The organism is Rhizobium sp. R634 (genome assembly GCF_002211305.1).
Lineage (GTDB): Bacteria > Pseudomonadota > Alphaproteobacteria > Rhizobiales > Rhizobiaceae > Rhizobium.
In genome coordinates this window covers 128,791-140,948 of sequence record NZ_LOKW01000004.1, presented here as the reverse complement: position 1 = coordinate 140,948, position 12,158 = coordinate 128,791, and the positions used below count along the sequence as shown (strand labels likewise).

Below are 12,158 nucleotides of genomic sequence, written 5' to 3'. Positions count from 1 at the left end.
CTCGGGGGAATTTTTCAGTCCTGCTCGCGTGTGCCGGGTGAGGCTTCGCGTTGATCAGCGTCTTCGAGATCCGTCTTCACGAGGAACGTATCGGCATGCTGGCGCGAGGCCTCGCGCAGTGCTTCGAGCTTGGGAGGATTATCGGCTTCGCTCCACTGCGCATCGAGCTCATGTTCAGCCACGCTCCAGTGATGCGCCTGTCTTCCCTCCGGCCTGCCTTCCTTTTCCCACAGGGAATAGGCTCGATTCCGGATCTCGTCCTCGCGGCTGGCGGCCTGCGGCCGGCTCCGATCGTCGGCGACGCTCGCGGTTCGCCGCGCCGTCTTTGGTCTGCGCGCATCCGTCGCGGCTGAAGTTTGCGCCTCGGCGCCGTTGGTCGCACTTCCGTTCGTCTTGCGTCGTGCTGGGTTTTTCATGAACATCTCCTTGGGAAAACACAACCAGGTCGGCTGATCTAAGTTCCCTGCAAGAATGCATTTCCGCCACGTCGATGCCGAGCACAGCACACCTTGGCAAGGCATTATAACTGATATACTAGTATGCCAGAAAGCGTCGGCATACTGGTATCCTCATGCGGCAGACAGCAGAAACCCAGGTCTTCGTACCGCCATCCTCTCAAGAGCTTGGCGGCCGGCTGCGCCGCGTTACCGCGGCTGGCGCCATCTACGAGCGCCTGCACGCCGACATCGTCTCGCTCCGGATGCGGCCCGGCATGCTGCTGCAGGAAAAGCGGATCGCGGAAGAATTCGGCGTCAGCCGCACGCCGGTGCGCGAGGCCCTGCTGAGGCTTTCCGAAGGCGGACTGGTCGATATCTTTCCGCAATCGGGCACCGCCGTATCGCGCGTGCCGGTCTCAGTGATCCCCGAAGCGGTCGTCGTGCGCAAGGCACTCGAAGGCACGACCGTCGAGATGGCGGCTCAGACTGCCGCCCCCGCCGATATCGCCCGCCTTGATGCTATCATCGCCCGTCAGCGTGCGCATGCCGCGGCCGACGATGTCACGAGCTTCCATGAGGAGGACGAAGCCTTTCACGAGGCGATCGCGCAGATATCGGGTTATCCCGGCATTTGGGGGCTCCTGAAGACCGTCAAAGTGCAGATCGACCGGGCGCGGCGGCTGGCGCTGCCGGCGCTTGGGCGCATGGGCAATGTGGTGCACGAACACACCATCATTCGCGATGCGCTCGCCGCACATGATGCGGCGGCGGCGCGCGAGGCGATGATCCATCATTTGAGCGCCGTCATCCCTGACGTCGATGAATTGCGCTCGCGTTACCCCGATTATTTCTGCTGACGGCAGGCCAAACACGAAATGAAAAGGCGAGGAAGGAAGAAGGATGAGGCAGGGTTGGAGATGGTTCGGGCCGGAAGCGCCGGTAACGCTGGATGACGTCCGCCAGACGGGCGCGACCAACATCGTGTCGTCGCTGCACCAGGTGCCGATCGGCAGGGCCTGGACAGAGAAGGAGGTGCGCGAGCGGCAATCTTTGATCGAGACGACGCCTGCCGGCCGTTCGCCGCTCGTCTGGTCGGTCGTGGAAAGCATCCCGATTCCTGACGCGGTCAAGCGCAAGGGCGGGGAGGCGAAGGCGGAAATCGAGGCTTGGATCGCGAGCCTCGAAGCGGTCGCTGCCTGCGGCATTCCGATCGTCTGCTATAATTTCATGCCTGTCGTGGACTGGACGCGTACCGAACTCGATTTCGTGACGCCGACAGGGGCCACCGCCATGCGCTTCGATCACGAACGTTTCGCGGCCTTCGATCTCTTCATTCTGGAACGGCCGGATGCAGCCCGGCAATATTCCGAGGAAGACCGTGAGCGGGCGCGGGCTGTCTTCGAGACCATGTCGGAGGAGGAGATTGCCGAGATCACCCGCATCATCACCTCGGCCCTGCCCGGTTCGACCACCGAACCCCTGACCATCCCGGCCTTCCGGGAGAAACTGGTCGCCTATAGCGGCATCGATGCCGCAAGGCTGCGCCAGCACCTGATCGAATTCCTGGAGGCGGTGACGCCGGCTGCCGAAGCGCGCGGCGTCAAGCTGACGCTGCATCCCGACGATCCGCCGCGCTCGCTGTTCGGCCTTCCCCGCATCGCTTCGACCGCCGAGGATTACGCGGCTCTCTTCGATGCAGTGCCGTCGGCGGCGAACGGCATGTGTTACTGCACCGGCAGCCTTGGCGTGCGGGCCGACAACGACCTGCCGGCAATTTCCCGGCGCTTCGCGTCGCGCATCCACTTCGCCCATCTGCGCGCCACGACCCGCGAGGGCGACGGCCGGACGTTCCATGAAAGCGCGCATCTGGAAGGCGACGTCGACATGGTCGCGGTTCTCAGGGAACTGGTTGCCGAAGACGGCCGCCGCGGTTCCGAAGACACCATCGTCTTCCGCTCGGACCATGGCCACCGCATGCTCGACGATCTCGACAAGACGGTCACGCCCGGCTATCCCGCCATCGGCCGTATGCGCGGCCTTGCGGAGCTTCGTGGCATCATGCATGCGCTCGGCGCCCCGCCGACCTGACGGTCGGAGCGCGACGCTGCTAGGAAATCTCGACCGTGAAGCCGAAGCGCGCCGTCGCGCCGGGCGACAATATGTTGGTATACGGCCGGCGTGACAGCTCGCTCGAGGCTCCGGCTTCCGCGGCCGTTCCATGCCATGGCTCGACGCAGATGAAGGGCGCGCCCGGCTTGGTCCACAGAGCAAGATTGGGCAGGTTGTCGAAACGGAACCGCAGGCTCGGCCCACCTTCGGCGCCGTAGCACAGCCCTTCGCCCGCGCCTTTCGGGAAGATCATCGCGTCCTTCTCGAACATGGCGTGATCCAGCACCAGCCTGCCTCTGTCGAAGGGTGAGGGCAGCGGCGCCGGATCGATGAGGCCGCCCTCCAGCCGCACGAGCTCCGGCTGACCCTCATTGTCCAGCGTGACCGTGTGGGCGCGCCCGGAAGCATCAGGCAGCGGCCAGACGAAAGCCGGATGGAAGCCAAAGCCGAAGGGCATCGGTTTCTGGTCGCGATTGGTAATTTCCGCCGTGACCGTCAAGGCGCTGCCCTCGATCGCATGTTCGACGGCGAGGAGAAAATCGAACGGATAGACCGCCCGGGTGGCTTCAGATGCGGCCAGCTCGTGCCGGCATGTCGTCGCCGTGGAGCTTGCAAGGGTAAAATCGCTGCGCCGGGCAAAGCCGTGCTGTGCCATCGGGTAGACCGTGCCGTCGATCGCGACCTTGTCGTCGGGCGCCTTGCCGACGATCGGAAACAGGATCGGCGAGCGTCCCGTCCAAAAGGCCGCGTCGCCCGTCCACAGCCAGGAGCGTCCGTCGCTGCTGGTGAGCGCCTGCATCTCGGCGCCGAGCGAGGAGACGTTAACAGTGAGATCCTGATTGCCGATCCGGATTGAGCTTGGCATCGCAATTCCCCTTCACGCTGGTTCGGTATCAAAGCCATATCTTTCCGCGTCGGAAATTTCTACCTGTTCGGGAAAGGCGGGGCGGTGATCGGCGTCAATATTTCTCCGGCTTGTTCAAGCTCTCGCCGTCTGGAAGCGAATGAGGGTTTTGTGCTTTTCATCCGCCGATCGGACAATTAACCATATCATTGACCATCGTTTCGAAAGGCGGCGGGTTTGACGAACTTCAGACAATTGGAGGTGCTGCGAACGCTGCTGGCGACCGGATCGACGATTGCCTCGGCAAAGAGCATGGGGCTCAGCCAGTCCGGCGTCAGCCGCCTTCTGCAGCAACTCGAAACCGATCTCTCGCTTACGCTTTTCGCGCGCGAAAAAGGACGGCTGATCCCGACGCCGGAAGCGCTGATTCTGGCGCGGGACGCCGAGAACATCCTTCTCGGCATCGACCGCTTCTCCGGTTTGGCCGAAGATCTGCGCACCGGTGCGGCCGGTCCTGAGGTCGTCAGGATCGGCCTGCCGAGCAGCATGTGGGAGGATTTTGCGCCGGCAATGCTCGTCGACTACTCAAAGGATTTTCCCGGCGTCCGCATCGAAACATTCTTCGAGACGACGACTGCGATCACGAGGCTGGTGGAGCAGCGCATCATCGATTTCGGTTTCCTGCGTTATGAAGGCGAAACGGGACCGGGCATCGAGATGGAGCCGGTCGCCACCGGTGTCAGCGTCTGCGTCATCCAGAGGGATCACGCTCTTGCGAAGCTGAAGGAGATCACGCCGAAGGATCTGCGCAATATTCCGCTGATCCTGATCGGGCGCCAGCGGCCGACGCGCATGCTGCTCGATCAGGTCTTCAAGCGGGCAGGGGTGAAGCAGAACGTCAAGATCGAGACGCACACCAACAGTTCGGCCTGCGCCTATGCCGCCCACGGCCTGGGCGTCGCCATCCTCAGCAGCTTCTACGCCAACCTTTACCGTCACCTGCCGGTCGTCCAGCGGCCCTTCGTGCCTCAGTCGACGCAGGAGTTCGGTCTGGCCAAGCCGGCCGGCCAGCCGCCGTCGCTTGCCGCGCAAGCGCTGATGGACGCGTTGAAACGCCAGATCGCCCTGTCGCAGAAATAACAGCAAAACGAGTGGGATAAGCTTCGTCCGTACAAGCTGCGGAGCCGGAATGCTTCGTCCGCTTCTGCATAAGGGTATGACAAAACTGCATAATATTGCAGGTATTTCTCAAATCCATCATAGTTCTCGCAAAACAAACGCATGAAAGCGGCGGATCGCCGCCAACCATGTTCCAGGGGAACTGATGCTCAGATTCATTATCAACCGCCTTCTCATGGCGCTGCCGACAGTGGTGATCGTTTCGATCACCGTCTTCGCGCTCATTCGTTTCATTCCCGGCGATCCCGCCGCGCTGATGCTCGGCGATATGGCTGAGCCGGAACAGATCGCCGCCATGCGTTCCGAACTCGGGCTCGACAAGTCGATCCCGCAGCAGTTCCTGATCTGGAGCGAAAACGTGCTGACCGGCGATTTCGGCCGTTCGATCGTCAACAACGAGCCGGTCCTGCCGCTGGTTGCCGCGCGTTTCATGATCAGCGCCGAGATCGTCCTGATCGCGGTTGCGCTTGCGAGCCTCATTGCCGTTCCCGCCGGTGTCATCGCCGCCTGGCGGCAGAACAGCATCACCGATCTCGCGTTGGTGGGCACGGCAACTGTGCTGCTGTCGATCCCGACTTTCTGGCTTGGCCTGCTGCTGCTTCTGCTGTTCGGCCTGAAGCTCGGCTGGCTGCCGGTGCTGGGCTACGTCTCGATCGGCAGCAATTTCTGGGGCGGCCTGATCTATCTCGTCCTGCCGATCATGACGCTCGTCATCCATGAGATGGGCGTGCTCATCCGGATGGCGCGCGCCTCGACGCTGGAAGTGCTGCGGCTCGACTACATCACCCATGCCCGCGCCAAGGGGCTGTCGGAAAGCGCCGTGCTCTGGAAGCATGCGTTCAAGAATGCCTTCGGCCCGACCTGGACGATGATCGGCCTCATTCTCGGCAATCTGCTCGGCGGCATCGCCGTCATCGAAACGGTTTTCACCATTCCGGGTCTCGGCCGGCTGATGGTCGACAGCATTTTCGCGCGTGACTATCCGGTCATCCAGGGCTGCCTGCTTTTCGTCGCGATCTCCTACGTGCTGGTCAACCTGATCGTCGACCTGCTTTATCCGCTCTTCGATCCGCGCGTGGTGGCCGAATGAAAAACCTGAACCTGAACGGCCTCATCGGCGGCCTGCTGATCGCCGCACTTCTTGCCACCGCCGCGCTCGGTCTCTTCTGGACCCCTTATGACCCGATGAAGCTGAGCTTCACCGCCCGTCTTGCCGCTCCCGACGCGGCCCATTGGCTCGGCACCGATGAATTCGGCCGCGACGTGCTGAGCCGCCTGATGGTCGGCGCCCGCGCCAGCGTCTGGATCGGTTTCCTCACGGTTGCCTTCGCTGCAATCTGCGGAACGATGATCGGCATCATCAGCGGCTATGCGCGCGGCTGGGTCGATGCGGTCATCATGGCGATCAACAATGCGCTGCTCGCCTTTCCCGGCATCCTGCTGGCGCTCGGCCTGCTCGCCGTCTTCGGCGCCAACCAATACGGCATCATCTTCGCGCTCGGCATCGCCTATACGCCGTCGATGGCGCGCGTGGTGCGCGGCGCCGTGCTGTCGCTGCGCGAACGCGAATTCATCGAGGCATCCAAGGTGATGGGCAATGGCGAAATCTATACGATGGCCCGTCATATCCTGCCGAACTGCCTGGCGCCGATCACGGTTCTCTCCACCTCCATGTTCGGCTGGGCGATCCTCTCGGAAAGCGCGCTCAGCTTCCTCGGCCTCGGCGTGCCGCCGCCGGCGCCGACCTGGGGAAACATGCTGGCCGCCGGCCGGCCCTTCATCGAGCAGGCGGTCTGGCTCGGGCTCTTCCCCGGTCTCTGCATCGCGCTCACCCTTCTCGGCATCAACCTTCTGGGCGACGCGCTCCGCGACAAGCTCGATCCGCGTATGAGAGGCCTGAAATGACCAAGGAAAGCCTTCTCAGCGTCCGCGGCCTGTCGCTCCAGGTCGCCCATCGCGGCATCGATGTCGTCAGGGATGTCAGCTTCGATATCGAAGCCGGGGAAATCTTCGGCATCGTCGGTGAAAGCGGCTCCGGCAAGACGCTGGCGACCCGCGCTCTGATCTCGCTCCTGCCACCGGCCGTCAGGGTGACGGGCGGCACGGTCAGCTACAAGGGGCGCAACGTGCTGGCGATGAGCGACAGCGCGCTGCGGCAATTGCGCGGCGCCGAAATCGGCGTCGTCTTTCAGGAGCCGATGACCTCGCTCAATCCGTCGATGACGATCGGCCGGCAGCTTGAAGAAGGGCTGATCCTCCATACGAAGATGCCGCCGGAGGAACGCCGCAGCCGCATTCTCGATATGCTCACCCGCGTCGGCATCCGCGATCCCGAAGGGGCGCTGCCGGCCTATCCGCACGAATTCTCCGGCGGTATGCGCCAACGTATCATGCTGGCTTCGGTGATGCTGCTGAAGCCGGCGCTCCTGATCGCCGACGAGCCGACGACGGCACTCGACGCCGTCATCCAGCGCGACGTCATGGAACTGTTGGTCGAGCTGACGCGGGCCGAAGGCACCGCTGTCCTGCTCATCAGCCACGATCTGCCGATGGTGGCACGCTATACCAGCCGGATCGTCGTCATGGAAAAGGGCGCGATCGTCGAACAGGGAACCACCGAGCAACTGCTCGAGGCGCCGCGCCATCCCTATACGAAAAAACTGCTCTCCTCGCTGCCCTTCCGCGGGGAGACCCGCGCGATCGATCTCACAACCGCGCCGATGGTGTCGGCGCGCGATATCGTCGTCGATTATGCCGGCCGGAAATCGCTGTTGAAGAAAGCGGCGCCGAAACGTGCGCTGCATGGCGTCAGCATCGATATCCGCGAGGGCGAGGTCGTCGCGCTCGTCGGCGGTTCCGGCTCCGGCAAAACGACGCTCGGGCGCACGATTGCCGGCCTCGTCGATCAGAGCGGAGGTCAGATCCTCTTCCAGGGCCGCGAGCGTGATGCAGACTGGCGCGACTATCGGCTGAATTGCCAGATGGTGTTCCAGGATCCCTATTCCTTGCTCGATCCGCGCATGACGATCGCAGCCCTCGTCGAAGAGGCGCTGCGGCTGGTGCCGGGCATCGACGGCGCGGCTAAGAAAAAACGCGCGTTGGAAACGCTGGAGGAAGTCGGCCTCGGCGCCGATTATACCTTGCGGTATCCGCATGAGCTGTCCGGCGGCCAGCGTCAGCGCGTCGCGATCGCCCGCGCCATCGCCCGGCGGCCGAAATTCCTGATCGCCGACGAGCCGGTTTCCGCGCTCGACGTGACGGTGCGCGCCCAGGTGCTCGATCTCTTCTCGAACCTTCAGAAGCGCTACGGCTTCTCCTGCCTCTTCATCAGCCATGATCTCGGCGTGGTCGAACAGATCGCCGACCGTGTGGTCGTCATGCAGGACGGCCGGATCATCGAAGAGGGCGACCGCAACACGATCTTCGACAGTCCGAAGGAGGCCTATACGCGCCGTCTCCTTTCGGCAATTCCCGCTCTCGATCAGAACGAGCAGGGCGGCGTGAAACTGAAATGGCGTCTGGAGAACTGAGTTGGACACGGGCACGAATTCAAGCGGGGCCGCCAAGCGGCTGAATGCGATCTGCGATGCGCAGCCCTTCGTTACGCGCTTCATGGCGCGCAATCTTCTGACCGGCGAAACGATCGGCCGCGGCGCCGATGAGGAGACGCCGTCGGCAAGCACGCGCAAGACCTCGATCATGATGGCGGCATTGAAGGCGGTCGAGGACGGCCGCCTCGATCTCGACGAGCAGATCGTTTACGAGAAGCGTCTTGCCGAGGAAGTGGCGAGCGGCATCTTCCGCTACATGACCCCCGGTATCGTCATTTCGCTGCGCGACGCCATCACCGGCATGATGGTGCTGAGCGACAATGTCTGCACCAAGATGGTGTTCGAACGCCTGACGCTCGAAGAAGTCGACAGCTACTGCAAGGCGCTGGGTCTGAGCGGCACGCATCATCGCTTCCTGATCCCGCCGCTGGCGCTGTCGCCCGATCACGCGCTCGGTGCGGTCACGACGACGACTGCGGCCGATCAGGTCTTGCTGCTGCAGACCATCCTGGATGCGCAAACTTCGGAAGATGCGGCAGCGAGGCTCGGCTGCTCGCAGGCGCTCTGCGCCTTCGCGCTGCAGACGCTGAAAAACCAGGTGTTGCGCTACGGCATCCCGTCGCGGCTGCCGTTCGAAACCATCGTCGCCAGCAAGGGCGGCCGCGGCAAGCGCGGGCGCATGGATGCCGGCATCGTCTTCCGGGACGGGGCACCGTTCTACATCCTCGCCGCCTATACCGACCAGGTTCCTCAGGTGATGGAAGACGGAACGCCAGGTTACACGATCGCACTCGAAACCATCGGCAGGCTCGCCCGGGCCTGCTGGGAAGAGTTCCAACCATAATCGATCAATAAACAGAAAGAGGGTAGAACAATGAGAAAAATCCTGCTTGCAAACACCATTCTGCTGGTGATGGCCGGCACGGCGGCAGCCCGCGATATTGTCGTGGCGCAAAGCTCGGACCTGCGCAGCAGCAATCCCGGCGTCAACCGGGACGGCAACACCGACAATGTCATCCTGCATATCGTCGAAGGCCTCGTCGGTTATGCCAATAATGGCGAGGTCAAGCCGCTTCTCGCCAAGACCGTCGACATGTCGGCCGACGGTCTGACCTATACGTTCAAGCTGCGTGATGGCGTAAAGTTCCACAATGGCAAGGTGCTGAGCGCCGATGACGTCGTCTGGAACTGGAACCGATACATGGATCCGAAGACCAAGTGGACCTGCGTCAATGATTTCAACGGCAGCGGCGTCGTGCACGTCACCGGCATCAAGGCCGTCGACGCCTTGACCGTCGAGATGGTGCTGGAGAAACCTTCGGCGGTTTTCCTCGGTCTGATGTCGCGGCCGGAATGCGGTTACACCGGCATCATCTCGAAAGACTCCGTTGCCGCCGACGGCACCTTCGTCGCGCCGATCGGCACCGGTCCCTTCAAATGGGATGAGTGGAAGAAGGCCGAATATATACATCTGACGAAGTTCGCCGACTACGTCTCGCCGGCGAATGACGGCAAGCCCGACGGCGCGGTCGGCTCCAAGCGGCCGCTGGTCGACGGCATCAAGTTCATGGTCATTCCCGATGCCTCGACCGTCAAGGCGGGTCTCGAATCCGGTGTGCTCGATACGGCAGAGATCTCGCCGGATCTGATCCCGGAATTCAAGGCGAGCGACAAGGTTCAGCTGATCATCGCCCGCAACAACGGTAAGAACCTGTTTTACATCCAGACACGCGATCCGGTCCTCGGCAAGCCTGGCGTGCGCCGCGCCATGGCGCAGGCGCTCGACCTCGACGAACTCGTGGCGGCGGCCTCGAACGGGACCGGCGAAGCCAATGGCTCGATGGTGCCGACGGACTCGGTCTATTTCAGCGAGACGCAGAAGAAGCGCCTTCCCTACGATCTCGAAGCCGCGAAGAAGGAGCTTGCCGAGGCCGGCTACAAGGGTGAGCCGATCACCATCATCGCCAACAAGCGCGGCAATGTGCCGAGCTTCCCGGCAGCCGTCATGGCGCAGGCCATGATGCAGCAGGTGGGCCTCAATGTGCAGATCGAGGTCCTCGACTATGCAACGCAGGTCGATCGCCGCCGGTCCGGCAACTACCAGGTCATCTCACAGTCGGTGACGCCGCGTCTCGACCCTGCTCTGGCCTACAGTTTCTATGTCGGCGACAAGGATAAGAACGCATCGCTGATGTGGGACAATCCGAAGGCGATCGAACTCCGGAATGCCGCGTATGCCGAAATCGATCCGGAGAAGCGGCAGGCGATCTTCGATCAGCTCCATACGCTGATGCTTGAGGATATGCCCGGCATCTTTCTCTACGACATGGTCGATGTCTGGGGCGCGACGAAGAAGCTGAAGGGCCAGCCGGTCTGGCAGTCGAACGCCCGCCTCTGGGAAGTCTCGCTCGACGACTGAGCCTGTTGCCCAGAGCGTGCCGCGGGTTTGCGACGACACGCTGAAAAACCAAGGAATTCGACAATGCCGCCGGGCTTCGGTCCGACGGCAGCAGATCGTTTGACGCCGCGGGAAGCGGCGATGCATCGAGGACATGCCATGCCCGACAGAGAAGCCATCTTGACCCTTGCCTCCGTGATCGAGGGCATGAAGCCCGAATTCACGGCGCTGAGCGATCAGATCTGGGATTTCGCCGAGCTGAAATTCGATGAATACCGTTCCAGCAAACTGCTTGCGGCGACACTGGAGGAAAACGGATTCCATGTCCGACGCGGGATCGCCGGGATGGAGACAGCCTTTATCGGCGAATATGGCAGCGGCCGGCCGGTGATCGCCTTTCTCGGCGAATTCGATGCGCTGGCCGGCATGAGCCAGATCGCCGACGTGGCCGAGGCAAGGCCGATTGCCGCGGATGAGAGCGGTCACGGCTGCGGCCACAATCTGCTCGGCGTCGGTTCGCTGCTGGCGGCGATCGCGCTTGCCAGGCATCTCCAAGAGAAGGGGCTGCCGGGAACCGTGCGTTATTACGGCTGCCCGGGCGAGGAGGGGGGCTCCGGCAAGACTTTCATGGTGCGCGCCGGCGCCTTCGACGATGTGGATGCGGCGCTGACCTGGCATCCGGCGCCCTTCAACGGCGTGCGTTCGACCAACAATCTTGCCGTGCTCGAATATTACTATCAGTTCAAGGGGCTGGCCGCGCACGCCGCCAACAGCGCCCATCTCGGCCGTTCGGCTCTCGATGCGGTCGAACTCATGAATGTCGGCGTCAATTTCCTCCGCGAGCATATGCCTCCGGACTGCCGCGTGCATTATGCGATCACCGACACCGGCGGCCGGGCGGCAAATGTCGTCCAGGCGAGGGCTGAAGCCCTCTATCTCATCCGCGCACCTGAGATGCCGCAGGCGATGGCTCTTGCCGAACGCGTGGAGAAGGTGGCACGCGGTGCCGCGATGATGACCGAGACGGAAGTGGAGGTCGTCTTCGATACCGCCTCCACCAATCTTCTCCCCAATCTGACGCTCGAGGGCGCGATGCATGAGAACATGGTGACGCTCGGGCCCGTGCCCTTCGACGAGGCCGATATCGACTTCGCGCAGAAGATCCAGAACACTTTCACCGAGGAGGCGATCAAAAGCAGCATCCGTCTTTACCAGATCAAAGGCGACGTCTTTTCCAACCAGGCGATCGACGGCTCGACGCCGCTGCATCTCGGCCTTCGCGATTTTGAGGGCCAGTCGCATTTCCGCGCCGGCTCGACGGATGTCGGCGATGTCAGCTGGGTGGTGCCGACAGCGCAATGCTGGACGCCTGCCTGGGCGATCGGCACCAATCCGCATACCTGGCAGGTGGTGGCGCAGGGGAAAAGCCGTGCCGCCCACAAGGCGATGGTGCATGCGGCCAAGACGCTGGCGGCGACCGGCTTGTCACTGCTGACCTCTCCCGACCTGCTGGCGCGGGCCAAGGCTGAATGGCGCGACAAGACGAAGGGAAGAGCCTATGTCTGCCCAATACCGGCGGCGGTAAAGCCGGGAAAGGCGCATGCTCGCGGGTGAGGTGACATACACCGCAGCAACACCGC

General features: G+C 62.8%; 11 protein-coding genes. 9 read left to right on the top strand and 2 right to left on the bottom strand.

The genetic code is table 11. The features are described 5' to 3' along the window. Window positions 1-14: 14 nt before the first annotated feature. On the bottom strand, window positions 15-416 hold the full coding sequence (locus ATY77_RS07680) for a DUF2934 domain-containing protein (RefSeq protein ID WP_088686803.1): 402 nt from the start codon (window positions 414-416) through the stop codon (window positions 15-17). A gap of 155 nt (window positions 417-571) precedes the next feature. On the opposite strand from ATY77_RS07680, the gene ATY77_RS07675 reads away from it, so the two are divergent. Further along, window positions 572-1,294, top strand: coding sequence for a GntR family transcriptional regulator (locus ATY77_RS07675; RefSeq protein ID WP_088686802.1), 723 nt, complete (start codon window positions 572-574; stop codon window positions 1,292-1,294). A gap of 43 nt (window positions 1,295-1,337) precedes the next feature. Then, the gene (gene uxuA / locus ATY77_RS07670) at window positions 1,338-2,525 is read left to right on the top strand and encodes a mannonate dehydratase (protein WP_088686801.1); all 1,188 of its coding nucleotides are present in this window, start codon (window positions 1,338-1,340) and stop codon (window positions 2,523-2,525) included. Between the two features lie 19 nt (window positions 2,526-2,544). Here the strand turns inward: uxuA and ATY77_RS07665 are convergent, their stop codons facing one another. Beyond that, a complete protein-coding gene (locus ATY77_RS07665) occupies window positions 2,545-3,411 on the bottom strand; it encodes an aldose 1-epimerase family protein (RefSeq protein ID WP_088686800.1) in 867 nt (288 codons plus the stop codon). Between the two features lie 216 nt (window positions 3,412-3,627). Here ATY77_RS07665 and ATY77_RS07660 point away from each other — a divergent pair, with 216 nt between their 5' ends. The 7 genes from ATY77_RS07660 to ATY77_RS07630 all read left to right on the top strand — a co-directional run bounded on the left by ATY77_RS07660 (window position 3,628) and on the right by ATY77_RS07630 (window position 12,132). After that, window positions 3,628-4,530, top strand: a complete 903-nt coding sequence (locus ATY77_RS07660; protein ID WP_088686799.1) for a LysR family transcriptional regulator — start codon at window positions 3,628-3,630, stop codon at window positions 4,528-4,530. 184 nt (window positions 4,531-4,714) lie between these two features. Beyond that, entirely contained in the window at window positions 4,715-5,659 is a 945-nt protein-coding gene (locus ATY77_RS07655) for an ABC transporter permease (protein WP_088678068.1), read from the top strand. After that, window positions 5,656-6,474, top strand: coding sequence for an ABC transporter permease (locus tag ATY77_RS07650; protein WP_088686798.1), 819 nt, complete (start codon window positions 5,656-5,658; stop codon window positions 6,472-6,474). Before ATY77_RS07655 ends, ATY77_RS07650 begins: the two co-directional genes overlap by 4 nt. After that, on the top strand, window positions 6,471-8,099 hold the full coding sequence (locus ATY77_RS07645; protein WP_088686797.1) for an ABC transporter ATP-binding protein: 1,629 nt from the start codon (window positions 6,471-6,473) through the stop codon (window positions 8,097-8,099). Before ATY77_RS07650 ends, ATY77_RS07645 begins: the two co-directional genes overlap by 4 nt. Before the next feature lies 1 nt (window position 8,100). Further along, window positions 8,101-8,964 carry a class A beta-lactamase-related serine hydrolase gene (locus tag ATY77_RS07640; protein WP_245314306.1) on the top strand — a complete coding sequence of 288 codons (864 nt, stop codon included), beginning with the start codon at window positions 8,101-8,103 and terminating at the stop codon, window positions 8,962-8,964. Window positions 8,965-8,994: 30 nt separating this feature from the next. Next, a complete protein-coding gene (locus tag ATY77_RS07635) occupies window positions 8,995-10,539 on the top strand; it encodes an ABC transporter substrate-binding protein (RefSeq protein ID WP_088686796.1) in 1,545 nt (514 codons plus the stop codon). 138 nt (window positions 10,540-10,677) lie between these two features. Continuing rightward, window positions 10,678-12,132: a M20 family metallopeptidase gene (locus ATY77_RS07630; protein WP_088686907.1), complete on the top strand. Its 1,455-nt coding sequence runs from the start codon at window positions 10,678-10,680 to the stop codon at window positions 12,130-12,132. The last annotated feature ends 26 nt before the right edge of the window (window positions 12,133-12,158 follow it).